Origin of the sequence: Mesorhizobium shangrilense, from assembly GCF_028826155.1 — a bacterium.
GTDB classification, from domain to species: Bacteria; Pseudomonadota; Alphaproteobacteria; order Rhizobiales; family Rhizobiaceae; genus Arvimicrobium; species Arvimicrobium flavum.
Genome location: NZ_JAQGPN010000001.1, coordinates 349404 through 365252 on the forward strand (window position 1 = coordinate 349404; position 15849 = coordinate 365252).

17 protein-coding genes are annotated in these 15849 nt (G+C 65.0%); 7 read left to right on the top strand and 10 right to left on the bottom strand.

Annotated elements, in window-relative coordinates; all coding sequences use genetic code 11:
* Positions 1–24 precede the first annotated feature (24 nt).
* On the top strand, positions 25–1173 hold the full coding sequence (locus PD284_RS01735; protein WP_274630513.1) for a D-alanyl-D-alanine carboxypeptidase family protein: 1149 nt from the start codon (positions 25–27) through the stop codon (positions 1171–1173).
* A 13-nt stretch (positions 1174–1186) separates the two neighbouring features.
* A complete protein-coding gene (locus PD284_RS01740) occupies positions 1187–2320 on the top strand; it encodes a CobW family GTP-binding protein (RefSeq protein ID WP_274626509.1) in 1134 nt (377 codons plus the stop codon).
* A gap of 9 nt (positions 2321–2329) precedes the next feature.
* Here the strand turns inward: PD284_RS01740 and PD284_RS01745 are convergent, their stop codons facing one another.
* The 5 genes from PD284_RS01745 to PD284_RS01765 all read right to left on the bottom strand — a co-directional run bounded on the left by PD284_RS01745 (position 2330) and on the right by PD284_RS01765 (position 6156).
* Positions 2330–2554, bottom strand: coding sequence for a sulfurtransferase TusA family protein (locus PD284_RS01745; RefSeq protein WP_274630514.1), 225 nt, complete (start codon positions 2552–2554; stop codon positions 2330–2332).
* Between the two features lie 11 nt (positions 2555–2565).
* On the bottom strand, positions 2566–3864 hold the full coding sequence (locus tag PD284_RS01750; protein WP_274626510.1) for a L,D-transpeptidase family protein: 1299 nt from the start codon (positions 3862–3864) through the stop codon (positions 2566–2568).
* Between the two features lie 185 nt (positions 3865–4049).
* Positions 4050–5000, bottom strand: coding sequence for an acetyl-CoA carboxylase carboxyltransferase subunit alpha (locus PD284_RS01755; protein WP_274626511.1), 951 nt, complete (start codon positions 4998–5000; stop codon positions 4050–4052).
* A gap of 86 nt (positions 5001–5086) precedes the next feature.
* Entirely contained in the window at positions 5087–6007 is a 921-nt protein-coding gene (locus PD284_RS01760) for a site-specific tyrosine recombinase XerD (protein ID WP_274626512.1), read from the bottom strand.
* On the bottom strand, positions 6004–6156 hold the full coding sequence (locus PD284_RS01765; protein ID WP_274626513.1) for a hypothetical protein: 153 nt from the start codon (positions 6154–6156) through the stop codon (positions 6004–6006). The genes PD284_RS01760 and PD284_RS01765 overlap by 4 nt, the downstream gene beginning before the upstream one ends.
* Positions 6157–6289: 133 nt before the next feature.
* Between PD284_RS01765 and PD284_RS01770 the strand changes: the two genes are divergently transcribed.
* Genes PD284_RS01770 through PD284_RS01780 form a run of 3 tightly spaced genes read left to right on the top strand, consistent with a single transcriptional unit; the run spans position 6290 to position 8969 of the window.
* Positions 6290–6895, top strand: a complete 606-nt coding sequence (locus PD284_RS01770; RefSeq protein WP_274626514.1) for a shikimate kinase — start codon at positions 6290–6292, stop codon at positions 6893–6895.
* On the top strand, positions 6892–8016 hold the full coding sequence (gene aroB, locus PD284_RS01775) for a 3-dehydroquinate synthase (RefSeq protein ID WP_274626515.1): 1125 nt from the start codon (positions 6892–6894) through the stop codon (positions 8014–8016). The genes PD284_RS01770 and aroB overlap by 4 nt, the downstream gene beginning before the upstream one ends.
* On the top strand, positions 8013–8969 hold the full coding sequence (locus tag PD284_RS01780; RefSeq protein ID WP_274626516.1) for an HlyC/CorC family transporter: 957 nt from the start codon (positions 8013–8015) through the stop codon (positions 8967–8969). The genes aroB and PD284_RS01780 overlap by 4 nt, the downstream gene beginning before the upstream one ends.
* Here the strand turns inward: PD284_RS01780 and PD284_RS01785 are convergent.
* Complete coding sequence (locus tag PD284_RS01785) at positions 8955–9146, bottom strand: DUF1192 domain-containing protein (RefSeq protein ID WP_274630515.1); 192 nt, start codon at positions 9144–9146, stop codon at positions 8955–8957. The two genes, PD284_RS01780 and PD284_RS01785, sit on opposite strands and share 15 nt — an antisense overlap.
* Before the next feature lie 101 nt (positions 9147–9247).
* On the opposite strand from PD284_RS01785, the gene PD284_RS01790 reads away from it, so the two are divergent.
* A complete protein-coding gene (locus PD284_RS01790; RefSeq protein ID WP_274626517.1) occupies positions 9248–10252 on the top strand; it encodes an NAD(P)H-quinone oxidoreductase in 1005 nt (334 codons plus the stop codon).
* Positions 10253–10352: 100 nt separating this feature from the next.
* Here the strand turns inward: PD284_RS01790 and PD284_RS01795 are convergent, their stop codons facing one another.
* From PD284_RS01795 to PD284_RS01810, 4 genes are all read right to left on the bottom strand, one after another.
* Positions 10353–10664 (bottom strand): hypothetical protein, encoded by a 312-nt coding sequence (locus PD284_RS01795; RefSeq protein ID WP_274626518.1) that lies wholly within the window; start codon positions 10662–10664, stop codon positions 10353–10355.
* A gap of 485 nt (positions 10665–11149) precedes the next feature.
* Positions 11150–12148, bottom strand: a complete 999-nt coding sequence (locus PD284_RS01800) for a peptidoglycan-binding protein (protein WP_274626519.1) — start codon at positions 12146–12148, stop codon at positions 11150–11152.
* A gap of 582 nt (positions 12149–12730) precedes the next feature.
* Positions 12731–13132, bottom strand: a complete 402-nt coding sequence (locus PD284_RS01805; protein ID WP_274626520.1) for a hypothetical protein — start codon at positions 13130–13132, stop codon at positions 12731–12733.
* 27 nt (positions 13133–13159) lie between these two features.
* Positions 13160–14023: a hypothetical protein gene (locus tag PD284_RS01810; protein WP_274626521.1), complete on the bottom strand. Its 864-nt coding sequence runs from the start codon at positions 14021–14023 to the stop codon at positions 13160–13162.
* Positions 14024–15118: 1095 nt separating this feature from the next.
* Between PD284_RS01810 and PD284_RS01815 the strand changes: the two genes are divergently transcribed.
* Positions 15119–15814, top strand: coding sequence for a VOC family protein (locus PD284_RS01815; RefSeq protein WP_274626522.1), 696 nt, complete (start codon positions 15119–15121; stop codon positions 15812–15814).
* The last annotated feature ends 35 nt before the right edge of the window (positions 15815–15849 follow it).

Below are 15849 nucleotides of genomic sequence, written 5' to 3' on the forward strand. Positions count from 1 at the left end.
GACGACACAAGACCGGATTTTTGCATGCGGCGGAATTTTAGACCCCTGTTTCTCGCACTGGGCGCACTGGCTTGCGCATGGGGCGCTACGCCCGCGCTCGCCACGCCCTCGTTGCTCTTCGACCTCAACGATGGACGCATCATCTCGCATGAGGATGCGTTCCAGCGGTGGTATCCGGCGTCGCTCACCAAGCTGATGACAGCCTATGTGACGTTCCGGGCGATCCAGGCGGGCGAATTGCAGCTCGATTCGCCGATCACGATCTCCAAGAAGGCCGCCAGGGAGCAGCCCAGCAAGATGGGCTATCCTGCAGGCACCGTGGTCACCGCCGACAATGCGCTGAAGATGATGCTGGTGCGTTCCAACAACGACATCGCCATGGCGATCGGCGAGAATGTGGGCGGCTCGCAGCAGGCGTTCGCCGACCGCATGAATGCCGAAGCCGCCCGCCTCGGCATGAAGGGCAGCCATTTCGTCAACCCCAACGGCCTGCACGCCGCCGAACAATACACCACGGCGCGCGACCTTGGCTTGCTGGTCATGGCGATCCGCCGCGAATTCCCGCAGCATCTCCAGTACTTCTCGATCGAGGGACTGCTCGCGGGCAAGAAGAAGCTGACCAACTTCAACCTGCTGGTGGGCCGGTACAAGGGGGTGGACGGCATGAAGACCGGCTTCATCTGCCCGTCCGGCTTCAACATGATCGGCACGGCAACCCGCGACGGGCGCACGCTGGTCGCCATCGTGCTCGGCGAGGCCTCGGCGACCAAGCGTGCCGAAACCGTCGCCGCAATGCTCGACGACGGATTTGCAAACCCGCACATCGGCGCGGACACCGTGGCGGCGCTGCCCAGCTACGGCGAGGGTGTGGACGTCGCCCGCGACATGCGCGAGGTCATCTGCCCCAAGCCGGTGAAGACGGCGAAGGGTGACAAGGCCAAGCCCCAGCCGAGCGAGCAGGCACAGACGAAGAAATCGCCGTTCGCCGAACCCTACGATCATCCACTGAAGCTGGTCGCGGTGGGATCCGGCGGCGCAGACGGACCGGTGCCGCGGGCCTACGCGGAGATGCTGGCGAAAAACTACGCAGACGTGCCGATCCCGACGCCCCGCCCCGAATATCCCGTGGCGGCCGATGCCAGGGCGTCGTCCGGCGTCGGCGACGTGAACTAGGCGCAGGGACCCGATGTTCCCGATTCCAGTCTCGGTCCTGACCGGCTTCCTGGGCGCCGGCAAGACGACCTTGCTCAACCGCCTGCTCAAGGACCCGGCGCTGACGGACGCCGCCGTCATCATCAACGAGTTCGGCGACGTCGCCATCGACCATCTCCTGGTCGAGAAGGCCTCCGACGGCATCATCGAACTGTCGGACGGCTGCCTGTGCTGCACGGTGCGCGGCGAGCTGGTCGATACGCTGGCCGATCTGGTGGATCGACTCCAGGACGGCCGCATCAAGCGCCTGTCGCGCGTCATCATCGAGACGACGGGTCTGGCCGATCCGGCGCCCGTCCTGCAGTCGATCATGGGCCACCCGGTCCTCGTGCAGGCGTTTCGGCTCGACGGCGTCATCACGCTGGTCGACGCGGTGAACGGCGGTGCGACGCTCGACAACCATGTCGAGGCGGTGAAGCAGGTAGCGGTCGCCGACCGCATCCTGATGGGCAAGCTCGACCTGCAGGATGACGCCGCTGCGCTCGAAGCGTTGCAGGCACGCATCCGGCGCATCAACCCCAACGCCATGATAATCGATACGGCTGCGCCCCGCGCGAGCGTGGCCTCGCTCCTCGAATGCGGGCTCTACGACCCCGTGACCAAGACCGCCGACGTGCGTCGCTGGCTGGGCGAGGCGTCGGATCATGGGGACGACGGACACGACCACGATCACGCTGGCCACGATCATCAGCATGACCACCACGACGACCATGACCACAGCCACCACCGCCACGACGACCGTGTGCGCTCGTTCAGCCTCGTCCACGACGGTCCGGTGCCGTTTTCCGCAATATCGACCTTCCTCGACCTGCTGCAGTCGACCCAGGGCGACAAGCTGCTGCGCATGAAGGGCATCATCGAGCTTGCGGAGGACCCGGCTCGCCCCCTGGTCATCCACGGCGTCCAGAAGATCCTGCATCCGCCGGCGCGGCTGCCCTCCTGGCCCGACGCTCGGCGCGGAACGAGGCTGGTGTTGATCACGTCGGATATGCCCGAAGACTATGCGCGCCGCCTGTTCGCGGCAATCACGAACCAGGCGGCCGTCGACACGCCCGACCGCGCTGCGGTCGCGGACAATCCGCTGGCGATCGCCGGATTTCGGAGCTGACGCGCTCGGTCAGCCGCCCCGCTCGATGAGAAAGCGGTGACCGCCCGCGACGGCCTCGCTCTCGACGAGCCTGTGGCCGTCCTCGCTCACGAATGCGGGGATGTCGATCACCGCGAGCGGGTCCGTGGTCTCCACCCATAGCCGGCTGCCGGGCGTCATCGCCTGGAGGCGCTTGCGCGTCTTCAGCACGGGAAGGGGGCAGTTCAGGCCCCTCAGGTCATAGATCTCGGAAATTACGGGCGGTCCTAGCTGCCGAAGATGTTGGTCAGGCGCTTGCGCATGCCGCCAAGAATGCCGGTCTTCTCCTCCGGCTGCTGGGCAGGGGCCGCCTGCGCCGTGGCAGGGGACGCTGCGGCTGGTGCGGGCTCTGCAGAAGGAACCTGTGCGGCCTGCTCGGCCGCCGCCTTCTCTTCCGCCGCACGGGAGGCGGCGAGCTGCTTTGCCTCTTCCTCGCGCTGCTTGGCCAGGCGCTTCTGTTCCGCCGCCCTTTCCTTCGCCGCCTTTTCGGCGTCGACAGCGGCCATCCTGCGGCCGGCGGGCGAGTCGATCCGCCCCATGCGGGATGTCACGGAGACTGTCCCGTCATGCGCCATCGAAGGCGGCTGCATCGAAACGCGTTCGCCACGTGCGCGCCGTGTGGTCCAGTCGGAAACCAGCTTGGCCTCCGTGAGGCCGGTGATCGATGCCTTCGTCGCGACGCTGGAGCTGCTCACGGCCTTCGAGAAAGCCGCGTCATAGGTCGAGCGGTACGTCTGATAGGCGGTCGCAAGCTGATCCGGCATCGTGCTTGCCGGGCAGGCTCCGGCCGGCGAGAAGGCCGCGCCGGGCGCGATGCGGTTGAAGACGTAGCGCTTCTCGCACACGTCCACCTTGGGCGGCACCTTGCTGATCTCGAAGTGGTCGTAGCCTTCCTTCAGCATCTCCCAGAACTTGTAGTTCGGGTCGTTGCGGTAGCGCGCCATGTTGGCGGCCGTCATGCGGAAGGGGAATGACTGCACCTGGAACTCGGTCTGCCCGCCCCTGAACGAGTCGCGTGCGAACGCGTAGATCTCGGTGATCTGCGCATCGTTCATCGAGAAGCATCCCGACGACGAGCAGGCGCCGTGCACCATCAGGTTGGAGCCGGTGCGGCCATGGGCGCGATCATAGGCGTTCGGATAGCCGATGTTGAAGGCGAGATGAAACTGGGAGTTCGGGTTCATTTGCCCCGGACGCACGGTATAGAAGCCTTCCGGAGACTGGCGGTCGCCTTCGATGAATTTCGGGCCGAGCTTCCCGGACATCTTGCAGATGTCGTAGGACGCGATCATGTCGTAGCGCCCGTTCGTCTTCTGCTTCCAGATCTCGAGCTTGTTCTCTTCCTTGAAGACGCGCGCCAGGATGGGCGAGCTGCGGCTCATGCCCTTCGCCCGCATCTCCTTCACGATCCGCTGGGGGAGTTGCGCGTTGGCGCCGCCACCCGCGACGTTCAGCGTGGATTCCGTGCAGCCCGCGACTCCCAGGGCGGCGATCAACAGTCCGGCGCGTAGAGTTCTGGCGATCATGCGTTCGACGTCTTCACCTGCCACAACGGCAGCGTTGCGATGGAATCTGTTTAGGCCGATTAACCTTGAGGAATCCTTACCGCAAGCGTCCCCCGCGGCAAGAACCCGGTAGGTCATGCGAGCAAGCCAACGGCATTTTTGTGGCAAAAATGGGCGCGCCGGGCAAGCCGGCGCTGCTTTTTCAACTAGAGGCTGCGGCCGACAGCGAGAAACTTGTCGCGGCGGTGCTCGCGGAAGTCCATGTTCATCGCGCCGAACTCGGCGAGCGTCTTGTCGATCTGGTCGCCGGCCGACTTCATAACGGCATCCCGGCCGCGATGCGCGCCGCCGAGCGGCTCGGGAATGATCGAGTCGATCACCTTCAGGTCGAGCAGGTCCTGCGCGGTGATCTTCATGTTCGTCGCCGCATCCCTGGCCCGGGTGGAGTCGTGCCAGAGAATCGAAGCCGCGCCCTCCGGCGAGATCACCGAATAGATCGCGTGTTCCAGCATGTAGACGCGGTTTGCGGTGGCGATCGCGATCGCCCCGCCAGAACCGCCCTCGCCGATGATGACCGAGAGCGACGGCACCTTCAGCCCCAGGCAGGCGGAGGTCGAGCGGGCGATGGCCTCGGCCTGTCCGCGTTCCTCCGCGCCGATGCCCGGATAGGCGCCGGCGGTGTCGACAAGCGTGACGACGGGAACATTGAAACGGTCGGCGAGCTCCATGATGCGCACCGCCTTGCGGTAGCCTTCCGGCTTCGCCATGCCGAAATTGTGCTTGAGCCGGGTCTGGGTGTCGGAACCCTTCTCCTGGCCGATCACGGCCACGGACTGGCCCCGGAAGCGCGCGAAGCCGCCGATGATGGCGTAATCCTCACCAAAGGCGCGGTCGCCGGCGAGCGGCGTGAAGTCGGTGAACAGCGTCTTCACGTAGTCGAGGCAGTGCGGACGATCGGGGTGGCGGGCGACCTGCGCCTTCTGCCACGGGGTCAGCGCCCGGTAGATGTCGCGCAACGCATCCTTGGAGCGCTTCTCGAGCCTCGCGATCTCATCGCCGACGTCGACTGCTTCGCCGTTGTCGGCGAGCCGCTTCAGTTCGAGGATCTTGCCATCAAGATCCTGCACCGGCTTTTCGAAGTCGAGATAGTTATACATGCGTGAGGGGAACGCCTAATCCAAATAGCCCTGCGCCAAGGGGGTGAAATCGCGCCAAATCTCGACGTGACATAGCGACCCGATGCCTAATCGGCAAGCGGATGGTGCTCATTGACCAGCTGAAGCAGTCGTTCTTCCAGCACGTGTGTGTATATCTGGGTGGTTGAAATGTCCGAATGCCCGAGCAGCTGCTGGACCGTGCGCAGGTCCGCGCCGTTCTGCAGCAAATGGCTGGCGAAGGCGTGTCGCAGCACGTGCGGCGACACCTTGGCCGCAGGCACGCCGGCGCGGGCGGCGAGTCCCTTGAGTTCGCGGGCGAACACCTGCCGCGGCAGGTGGCCGGTTTCCGAGGCGGCCGGGAAGAGCCAGGGGCTTTCGCAAAGCGCCGGCGTCTCGCTGCGCGCGGCCAGCCAGATCCGCATCGCCTGCCGCGCCTTTTCGGAGAGCGGCACCATGCGCTCCTTGCCACCCTTGCCGCGGACCATGAAGAAGCGCTCGTCGCGCGCAGCGACGCCCAGCGGCAGACTGACCAGCTCAGTCACCCGCAGCCCGGTCGCATAGAGCGCTTCGACCAGTGCGTGAAGGCGGATCGCAGCGAGCGGATCGCCGTGCGGAGGGTCGAGCGCCTCGGCGGCGGCGCGATCGAGCAGACGCCCGGCGGTGTCCTCACTCATCGTCTTCGGCAGCGGGCGGCCCTTGCGGGGACTGTCCAGCGTGCCGGTAGGATCGTCGCCCCGAAGCCCTTCGGCGTAGAGAAACTTGAAGAACTGGCGCAGCGACGACAGTTTTCTTGCCTGGGACGACGCAGCGAAGCCCTGCGTGGCGATTTCATTCAGATACCCGCGCAGGTCGCCGGCGTAGGCTGTTGCGAGATCGCAGCCTTCGCGGGACAGCCGTTCCGCGGCATCTTCCAGGTCACGCCGGTAGGACGCGAGCGTGTTGTCGCTTGCCCCGCGCTCGGCCGCCATCATCTCCAGGAAGGCCTCGATGCGCACCTGGGCCCTCATGGGGTCACACCGTCATTGCCGGGCACCTCGACGGGAACCGTCAATTCGGCCTGGTTGGGCTCCACCAGGACCACCAGCGCGTACATGGCCGCATAGACCAGCGCCGCAACGACGCAAATGATCATGAAGAACCGGAAAAGGGTTGGCATTCAGGCCCGCATCTCCTTGCCGTGAGCCCTTATGGGACGGCGGACCGGCCGAGGCAAGACGCTTGGGCGCGTCGGGCAAACGGCTTGACGCAAAGGGTCTTTTCATGTCGTTACGCGGAACAACGAGGGCGATATGACGACGGCAACGCTGGCGGCCAGCGAAGAGACGGTGGCAGAAATCCTGACGCGGCTCGGCAGACGTTCGGTCGTCTTTGTCGGACTGATGGGTGCGGGCAAGACGGCGATCGGCCGCAGGGTGGCGGCGACGCTCGGCCTGCCCTTTCTCGACAGCGACCAGGAGATCGAGGCGGTCTCGCGGATGACCATCCCGGAGCTTTTCGACCGCTACGGCGAGCCTGAATTCCGTTCGCTCGAGCAGCGCGTGATTGCGCGCGTCCTCGACCACGGACCGCAGATCCTGTCGACCGGCGGCGGCGCCTTCATGAACCCGCAGACCCGGGAGGTCATCGCGGCGAAGGGCGTGTCGGTATGGCTGAAGGCCGATCTCGACGTGCTGATGGACCGCGTCTCCAAGAAGCAGAACCGCCCACTGCTCAAGGATCCCAATCCCCGCGGCGTGATGGAGCGCCTGATGTCGGCGCGCTATCCCGTCTATTCGACGGCGGACGTGACCGTGAACACGCGCGAGGAGCGCAAGGAGGTCATTTCGGCGGAGGTGATCAACAGCCTGCTGTCGCATCTCTCCGCTCCGGCGAAACCAAGGAGGATCCCTTCGTGAAGGAAACGCTTGCCGCAACGAAGGTCGTCGTCGGGCTGGGCGAACGCTCGTACGACATATTGATCGGCCCCGGGCTGATCGAGCGGGCGGGCGCGGAGATCGCCCTCCGGCTGCCGAAGGTGCGGGCAGCCATCGTCACCGACGAGAATGTGGCGAGCGCCCACCTGGCGAAACTGATCGACAGCCTGAAAGCCGCCGGTATCGCCTCCAACGCGATCGTCGTACCGGCGGGCGAGAAGACGAAGTGTTTTGACGCGCTTGAGGAGGTCGTCGACGGCGTGATCGGCGCGCGGCTCGAGCGCGGCGACGCGGTCATCGCACTCGGCGGCGGCGTGATCGGCGATCTGTCCGGCTTCGCCGCCGGCATCGTGCGCCGTGGCATGAACTTCGTGCAGATACCGACGTCGCTGCTTGCGCAGGTCGATTCCTCCGTCGGCGGCAAGACCGGCATCAACAGCCCGCGCGGCAAGAACCTGATCGGCGTCTTCCACCAGCCGCGGCTGGTGCTGGCCGATACCGGCGCGCTCGATACGCTGCCGGCGCGGGAGTTTCGCGCCGGATATGCCGAGGTCGCCAAATATGGGCTGATCGACAGGCCGGACTTCTTCGCCTGGCTCGAGAAGAGCTGGCGCGAGGTGTTCTCCGGCGGACCCGCGCGCACGGAAGCGATCGCCGAAGCCTGCCGCGCCAAGGCCGAGATCGTGGCGCGGGACGAGTTCGAGACGGGCGACCGGGCGCTACTCAACCTCGGCCACACCTTCGGCCACGCGCTGGAGGCGGCGACCGAGTATGACGGGACCCGGCTGGTGCACGGCGAGGGCGTCGCCATCGGCATGGCGCTGGCCCATCGTTTTTCGGCTCGTATGAACCTGGCGAGCCCCGACGACGCGGCGCGCGTCGAGGCGCACCTGAAGGCTGTCGGGCTGCCATGGCGCATGGCCGACATCCCAGGCCGCTTGCCCGACGCCGAGGCGCTGCTCGGCTTCATCCAACAAGACAAGAAGGTGTCGCGCGGCGCGCTGACCTTCATCCTGACGCGCGGCGTCGGCCAGTCCTTCATCGCCAGGGACGTTCCGGCGTCGGAGGTGCTGTCCTTCCTCTCGGAAAACCATCCGGGATGACCATCGACGCCTGGGCCATAGCGACAGTCGCGCTGGTCGTCCTCATCTTCGCGGGCCTGCTCTTCCATGCCCAGATCTTGGGACTCCTCGGATATGAACTGTGGCCGATAGAGCCGCAGCGCACCGCGCATGAGGAACTGCGCAGCTCGGTCGACGAGCTGCATCGCGAAGGCCAGGTGGTGAAGCAGGACCGCGACCGTGTCGGCGGCGTGCTCGACCTGCACGAGCTGGAAGTCTCCGACGTCATGGTCCACCGCACGAAGATGCGGTCGATCAACGCCGACATGCCGCCGGACGCCCTGCTGCGGGAAGTCTTGCAGAGCCCACATACCAGGATGCCGCTCTGGCGCGGCTCGATCGACAACATCGTCGGCGTTCTGCACGCCAAGGATCTGCTGCGCGAGCTGAACGAGGCGGGCAACGACTTTTCGCGCATCGACGTCGCCAAGATCGCGTCAAAGCCGTGGTTCGTGCCCGACACGACGACCCTGCAGGATCAGCTCAACGCCTTCCTGCGCCGCAAGGCGCATTTTGCCATCGTCGTCGACGAATACGGCGAGATGGAAGGACTGGTGACGCTGGAGGACATCATCGAGGAGATCGTCGGCGACATCTCCGACGAGCACGACATCGACATGCAGGGCGTCAAGCAGGAGGCCGACGGATCCGTGGTGGTGGACGGCGCCGTGCCGATCCGCGACCTCAACCGCGCCCTCGACTGGAGCCTGCCGGACGACTGGGCGACGACGATCGCCGGGCTGGTGATCCATGAGACGCAGTCGATCCCCGAGGAGAAGCAGGCCTTCACCTTCCACGGCAAGCGCTTCATCGTGCTGAAGCGGGAAAAGAACCGCATCACGCGCCTGCGCATCAAGCCGGCGCTGACCGGCGCCGAGACGCCTAAGCCCGCCGATACGCCGGCGGCGGCGGCGACCGACCTACCGGCGGAATAGCGCCTCCGCGGCGGACTTGCTGGCGCCCTTGGCGGCGAGCTCGGCTTCCAGCCGGTCGATCTCGCCCTGCAGCAGCCCGATTCGCTCGCGCAGCTCGGCGACGGAGAGCAGAGCCAGGTCCTGTCCGATCTCGTGCGCCCTGGCGGGTTTTTTCGGTTCGTCGTCGAACAGCGCCATCATCTCGCCTCCGGTTTGCAGGATCGGATCGGGAGAATACATAAGTCCGCTAGATTCGCGCAAATGCCGGGACGACCCGGAAACCGAAAAAGGGACGAGACATGGCCGAAACGCTTCCATCGCGCATGAAGGCGGTGGCCATCGCTGAACCAGGCGGACCGCGCGTGCTGAAGGTCGAGAAGCGGCCGCTGCCGCAGCCCGGCCAAGGCGAGATCCTGATCAAGGTGCGCGCCGCCGGCGTCAACCGGCCGGACGTGCTGCAGCGCAAGGGGGCCTACCCGCCGCCGCCGGGCGCCTCCGACCTGCCGGGCCTCGAAGTGTCGGGCATCGTCGCGGCGGTGGGCGAAGGCGTGCAGCGCTGGCGCATCGGCGCCGAGGTCTGCGCGCTGACACCGGGCGGCGGCTATGCCGAATATGTCGCCGTCCACGAATCGCAGGCGCTGCCCATCCCGCACGGTTTTACCTTCACCGAGGCGGCCGCCCTGCCCGAGACCTTCTTCACCGTGTGGCACAACGTGTTCGAGCGCGGCGGGCTAAAACCCGGGGAGACGCTGCTTGTCCACGGCGGCAGCTCCGGTATCGGCACCACCGCCATCCAGCTCGCCACCGTGCTCGGCTCGAAGGTGATCGCGACGGCCGGTTCGGCGGAGAAATGCGCGGCCTGCACAAAGCTCGGCGCGGTGCGCGCGGTGAACTACAGGACCGAGGATTTCGTCGCCGCCGTGAAGGAGGAGACCGGCGGCAAGGGCGTCGAGGTGATCCTCGACATGGTCGGCGGCGACTATGTCGGCCGCAACTACCAGGCCGCCGCGGTCGACGGCCGCATCGTGCAGATCGCCACCCAGGCGGGGGCGGTGGCCAGCGCCGATTTCGCCAGGCTGATGGTGAAGCGGCTCACCCATACCGGCTCGACGCTCAGACCGCGCACGATCGAAATCAAGGCGGCCATCGCCGCCGCGCTGGAGGCAAACGCCTGGCCGCTGCTCGCCGAGCGCCGCATCGCCCCGGTGATGGACATGATCTTCCCGCTCAAGGACGCCTGGCGGGCGCACGAGCGGATGGAAGAGGGCGAGCATATCGGCAAGATCGTGCTCGACGTGGAGTGAGGGGCGGCGGCTGGTCGACCCCCACTCCGCTTCGCTTCGCTCAGCACCTCTCCCCCGATCGACGGGGGAGAGGAAGGCGCGCGCGCCAGCCGCCTCGCGCTCAGAACGAGCCTTCCCGTCCCGGCAGCAGGGCGATGAGCTCGCGGGCGCGGAAGGCGGCGATCGCCTCGGCCCGCATCATGGTGATGGGGCGGAAGGGCGCCACGCAGGCGTCCTCGCCGTCGTCGGCGGCCATGCAGCGCCCGGCGCGGCGGCAGCGGCGGCGCTTGCAGCCGCGATGGGCGCCGTCCAGATCCGCGGCCACCGTCAGCGCCCGCACGACGAGCTGCCGGATCGCGCCCGATTCGGCCAGCATGCGCCGCGCCTTCTCGTAGTTCGCCCGCCCCTCGGCGGGGTCCAGCTTGTCTTGCATGGTCCATCCTTCTTGCATGGGGGATCGTCCCGGCGCGCGGTTCGCGGCAGGGGTGGGACACGGACGCATGGCAAGCGTCGATGCTTGTTATTTGAGACGCTCGCCATGCGCCCGCACGATGGTCTTGCCCCACCACGTCCCGTCCGGCCCATCGGGTCGCGAACGGCGGTCAGGGCCCGGGCCTGGGGGCTCATCACCCAGGCGAACCACCGATCGCGCCGACCCCGCCTACAGCCAACGGCTTCGGGCGTTCGCCATGCGAAACGCCATCGCTGGCCTTTCGCCGACGGGTCGGACACGGGTTCACCCGGCCCGGCATCGACGCCTGCCCGAATGTTCGGTGCGCATCCGTTCCCGGTGCAGGCGCGGGAAGGATTATGCGGGCCAGGACAAGGGTGGGGAGAAAAACGGGAGCATCTTTTTCACAAGCCGTTGAATCGACTGCGAATTATTTTTTGGCCTGCCCTTTTTTGTCCCCGCCCCCCTCAGCGCCGTCCGCCCAGCCCGCCGGGCGAGCTTTTCACGAAAGGCGGCCTGCTCGGATTGCCCTGCCGGCATTCGAGCGCGAAGGTGGCGTAGCTGTCGGCATTGGTCAGCCGCTTGGCCGCCGGCAGCGGCTTGATGAACGGATCGTCGAACCAGCCCCGCCCGTGGTCCTCGATGTCCACCCGGTCGGAGCGGTTCACGAAATGGGTGACCTCGTGAAGCATGACGTAGGCGGCGAACTCCGGCGTCACCGAAGGCGACATGAAGCCGAGCCCGAGATGCATGCGGTCGACGCGCGCCCCGTCCTTCGTCTCCAGCGGATGAAAAAATCCGTCGCCGGTGGTCAGCGCGATCAGCGGGTCCGACCCGTCGAAGTCGAACTGGTCGAAAACCTTCTCGCCGAAGGATTCCGGGTTGGTGACGACCGTTTGCCACCTGAGATAGGAGCGGAACATGTCGACGCGCGCCAGCGACGCCTGCTCCGCCGGCAGCGTGTCGATCCTGAAATGGCGGTTCAGCCGGTCGGTGGCGAGCGCCGCGAGGGCGGAGGGATTGCCGCTGATCGCCGCCTCGACATTGGCGATCGCGGCCTGAAGCGCAGCGGCGGCGATCGGCAGGACGACGCTGATCTTGGCGTCGACATCGACCTGCGCCACCGGCTTGATGATCTCGTTCAGGCGGATGATCGTCTTCCGCTTCGGCTCCACCAGCCCGTCGAAGATCTTTAGCTGCACCTGCTGGAAGCGGCTGATGGCGGCGTTGGTCTTCGGCCCGCAGACGCCGTCGACCTTCAAGAAAGGCATCGGCCCGCCGGGCTCGCCCTCCACCGTCACCCGGTTGAGCGCCTCCTGGATGACCCGCACGTCATCCCCCTTGTTGCGCGCCTTGGACCCGACGCCAACCGGCTCCTTGATCTCGATGGGAACGGCGGTGAGCCCCGGCGGCAGCGTGGGGGTGGAAATGCACGACCCGATCGTGGGCATGATGAGCCACGCCATGCGACACCCTCCTTGCCGCAGCGGGACCCTCCGCCGCACCGGATTTTTATCAGGGGGCACGTCAGGCCGCAGTATGCGGGGTTGGAGGGGAGGAGTCTATTGGGGGAGCGAGGTGTACTCGCCGGAGCGCTCTTTAAGTGTCGTACTTGGGGCCGATTGCGGACTGGCGACTTTTGAGTACCTCAGTAGAAAGCCGCCGATGCCTGTCGCCAGTAATGGCAATTGGTGAGGCATCGGCTATGTGCGTGTGTTCGCGAAACGTGCGGGCATAGACGACCTGCCTGCGTCATATTTCCAAGATTTGATCAGCCCAACAAGCGCGTCACGCACCTTGGGATGTTGTCCGATCGAAGGTTCGTCACCCTCAGAAAGGGATCCCTCCATGTCGCGTCGCGGCGAGTATACCAAAGAGAAAGCAGGTGGGGGCGATGCCGTATTCCGGCGCACCTTCCGCCACAGCAATGTCGTCGGATGGTGTCTGTGAAGTGAGCAAAGTCGCCCAAACGACGCGTCGGATGACCGATCACGGTGGCGACTTTGTCTTTGTCGAGGTGTTCCGTAGCCGACAAGGACGCACCAGCGTTACTCGCCGCCGCCCCCTCCGATTTTTCGCAATAGCCATGGGGCTCCGTAGAGATAGGCAAGGCCCAACACTGCGATAAGTCCAAAATGAGCAACGCAGAATAGAAAGAACTCAAGCCACTCAGTGACCTTTGAAGGGGTGGTATTCTGGGCATCGTGGAGAAGCTGCATGTAATATGCTGCGGAGCCCAATCCGACGATAAGAAACAGAATCAGAGCAATCGCTGTCACTCTGGCCGAAGCCCACTTGCGGAAAATGGCGGCAAGGACGAACCCCGCGATTCCCGAAAATGTTCCACCCAACCAAAACGGCAGATCCAGGTTCTGGGGGGCAGTAAGACCCGACAACACGATCGACAGCAGAAAGCCTGTGAGCCAGCCGATGACTTGCAGCGGTTTCATATTGACGTTTGCCCCCTCGACTCGTGGTCATGGAGAATATGTCGTGATCGGCACGTCAAAGATCATTTCATTCGTCTCCGTATTGATGACCGTCAATTGGACATTGGAGACGCCCCCCGTTTCACCTTTTACCGTAAAGTCAAAAACTGCCTCTGCGTCAGCGTCGGCTCCGCGACGAAGGAAGAGCACTTCAGCGTTTGCGCGGTCGCCGCCCAATTCATCCAGTTCTGAATCTTGCAGATATTCGCGCAGGCTGCCGCGTTCCACCGACAATCCGCTGGCGACGGCTGCTTGTCTCGCTTGGTCCGCATCGCTCCCCGAAAAAACAGTGCTTGAGACGGCGATGACAACCTTCGGCGGACGCCAGCTGATCTGGTAGCGCACCTCGCCATCTTGACGAGTTTCTGAATATGTCAGATCCGCCATGGTTGGGCTGGCGGAAGTCGGTGCATAAAAGATGCGAACGAGATGCGTCAAGCGTGCCGGCAGTAAGGTGACGGGTAGAGGCAAAGCGGGTACATGGGCGGGGGCTGCATGAATCCGTTTGGCCTGCGTATACAACATCCTTGCGTTGAGGTCGTGGTCGATGGCGATGGCGGGACGTTTATAGATGAAGCACTTTTCCCGCGGAAGCTTGCCGCCTTTGCCAACACTGATGTTTGGCTCTGCCCAGGTGAAATTCAGAGCTGTCGCAGCGTAGTTGCACACCGCGTATTCGGCCTCGAGACCATCGTCACCTCTGTCGAGGACGCTTGACCAGAATGAAAAATGAGCGAACTCGTTGTTCACTCCTCCTTCAAAATATCGAGGATTTAGAGAACTGTCGCCGACGGCGCGGGGCGGACACAGCAAGACAAGAAAACTGATAGCTCCCAACAATACCGGTTTCATCGACCCCTCTCTCAACGACTTGCAGTAGCTGCTGCTTATGTGGCCCTTCAGATGAACAAAATTCGCTTCGGAACTACAGCGCGCGGACGTTACTAAGAAACTCAGACCCTCGGATAGCATACCGCGTCCCGCCCGCGTCGTCGATGCGTTATCCGCCGAGTTCCTACCAACTCACCTCGCCAGCCCTCGTGAACTTGAGTCTTGTGGCGAAGCCGCCCTCAAATCCCTGAACCGGATGCCGCTCCTCAGCGCGATAGCGCCCCGATCGAGTACTTGCTGCGGCGACGTTGATGAACGAAGGTCTGGTTTCGGTATCTGCGATTGGCGCGCGGAATGACAACGGTGAGGGCGCAACGCGGTCACTCACACCACGGCTGACTTCGATCCACCCGCTTTCGGCGCAAGCGATCCGCGAGATGGACTATGCCTGGGGTTTTGGCGTTAACGTCGCCTGCTGCCCGTTGAAGGATGTGGGAAATACACCGCTACTCCGCCCAGGCAACGGCGGGAGCATTCCTCCCCCTCCGTCGTCCAGGCCGGCGCTCCAAAAATGTCCCGGCCCGTGAAGGCCGGGACGGCAGGGTTCAGGCTGCCCGCAGGCCCTCCTCGGGGCGCGATGTGATATGAGCTGAGTGTCCCTACCGCCTGGAGGTAGCAAGCTGGCCGATTTTGAATGGACGGTGCTGATCCCGGTTGGCGCGGGCCTGCTCGGTACATTGATAGGCAGCGGCATCAGCTACTTTGCGCAGATCCGGACCCGAGAGGCGATGTCTCCGAGCGACGAAGGTCCTTGGCTCAAGCGCTGGCTGCCGAAATCGAGGTCTTCCAGAGGATCATCGCCAGGCTGGACATCCCCGGCCGGTGTCAAGCGGCGGCAGACTCCGCGGGGGCGGGGAACGAAAACGCGGTTCGGGAGTGGCTGAGCGAACAGGACGGGAAGATGGAAATCCTCCCGCGGTAAAGCTCGGCCGGCCTCGCTCTCGACAAAAGGAGATGCTCGGGTGCTCGTGGATCGAAGTCCAGGTCGAGAACCGCCATTCACACGCCTGGACATCGATTGCCATTCTGAAGCCACTCAAACCCGAGGAGATTGACATGAGCAGTGCTCCGTTGGAACGCAGCGAGGCTTCGAGCGAGACCCCGAAGGCCGGGGCGGTCGACATGAAGTTCGAGATCGTCATCATCCCTGTCTCGGACGTCGATCGCGCCAAGCGCTTCTATGGCGACTTGGGATGGAGGCTCGACGCCGAATTCGTCGCCGGTGACGACTACCGCGTGATGCAGTTCACGCCGCCTGGCTCGGGATGCTCGGTCATCTTCGGCAAGAACGTCACCGCGGCGGCCCCCGGGTCCGCCCAGGGACTGTACTTGATCGTCTCCGACGTCGAGGCCGCGCGCAACGAACTGCTTGGTCGCGGCGTCGAGATCAGCGAGGTGTTTCACGACGCCGGCGGCGTGTATGACGGCACTGACGAGCCTTATCTGTTCGGGCGGGTCCGGGTCGGCGGTCTGGATCCCGAGCGTCGCAGCTACCGCTCGTTCGCCTCGTTCAGCGATCCGGACGGCAACGGCTGGCTGCTCCAGGAAGTCACTGCCCGATTGCCCGGGCGCGTGGACACTGACGTGACGACATTCACTTCGTCGACCGAGCTTGCCGCCGCGCTCCGACGAGCGGCCACCGCGCACGGCGAGCACGAGGCGAGGACAGGCGGCCAGCGTGACGAGAACTGGCCGGATTGGTACGCCGCGTACGTGGTTGCGGAGCAGGGCGGCAAGCCGCTGCCGCAGTGAGCGGCAACGGCGACGCTGCCTTCATCGGCAGCATG

What these genes read in the sequence shown, in the direction of transcription:
- PD284_RS01735 (WP_274630513.1), top strand. Translation starts at nt 25, where the DNA reads ATGCGGCGGAATTTTAGACCCCTGTTTCTCGCACTGGGCGCACTGGCT.
- PD284_RS01740 (WP_274626509.1), top strand. Translation starts at nt 1,187, where the DNA reads ATGTTCCCGATTCCAGTCTCGGTCCTGACCGGCTTCCTGGGCGCCGGC.
- PD284_RS01750 (WP_274626510.1), bottom strand. Translation starts at nt 3,864, where the DNA reads ATGATCGCCAGAACTCTACGCGCCGGACTGTTGATCGCCGCCCTGGGA.
- PD284_RS01755 (WP_274626511.1), bottom strand. Translation starts at nt 5,000, where the DNA reads ATGTATAACTATCTCGACTTCGAAAAGCCGGTGCAGGATCTTGATGGC.
- PD284_RS01760 (WP_274626512.1), bottom strand. Translation starts at nt 6,007, where the DNA reads ATGAGGGCCCAGGTGCGCATCGAGGCCTTCCTGGAGATGATGGCGGCC.
- PD284_RS01765 (WP_274626513.1), bottom strand. Translation starts at nt 6,156, where the DNA reads ATGCCAACCCTTTTCCGGTTCTTCATGATCATTTGCGTCGTTGCGGCG.
- PD284_RS01770 (WP_274626514.1), top strand. Translation starts at nt 6,290, where the DNA reads ATGACGACGGCAACGCTGGCGGCCAGCGAAGAGACGGTGGCAGAAATC.
- PD284_RS01780 (WP_274626516.1), top strand. Translation starts at nt 8,013, where the DNA reads ATGACCATCGACGCCTGGGCCATAGCGACAGTCGCGCTGGTCGTCCTC.
- PD284_RS01785 (WP_274630515.1), bottom strand. Translation starts at nt 9,146, where the DNA reads ATGGCGCTGTTCGACGACGAACCGAAAAAACCCGCCAGGGCGCACGAG.
- PD284_RS01790 (WP_274626517.1), top strand. Translation starts at nt 9,248, where the DNA reads ATGGCCGAAACGCTTCCATCGCGCATGAAGGCGGTGGCCATCGCTGAA.
- PD284_RS01795 (WP_274626518.1), bottom strand. Translation starts at nt 10,664, where the DNA reads ATGCAAGACAAGCTGGACCCCGCCGAGGGGCGGGCGAACTACGAGAAG.
- PD284_RS01800 (WP_274626519.1), bottom strand. Translation starts at nt 12,148, where the DNA reads ATGGCGTGGCTCATCATGCCCACGATCGGGTCGTGCATTTCCACCCCC.
- PD284_RS01805 (WP_274626520.1), bottom strand. Translation starts at nt 13,132, where the DNA reads ATGAAACCGCTGCAAGTCATCGGCTGGCTCACAGGCTTTCTGCTGTCG.
- PD284_RS01810 (WP_274626521.1), bottom strand. Translation starts at nt 14,023, where the DNA reads ATGAAACCGGTATTGTTGGGAGCTATCAGTTTTCTTGTCTTGCTGTGT.
- PD284_RS01815 (WP_274626522.1), top strand. Translation starts at nt 15,119, where the DNA reads ATGAGCAGTGCTCCGTTGGAACGCAGCGAGGCTTCGAGCGAGACCCCG.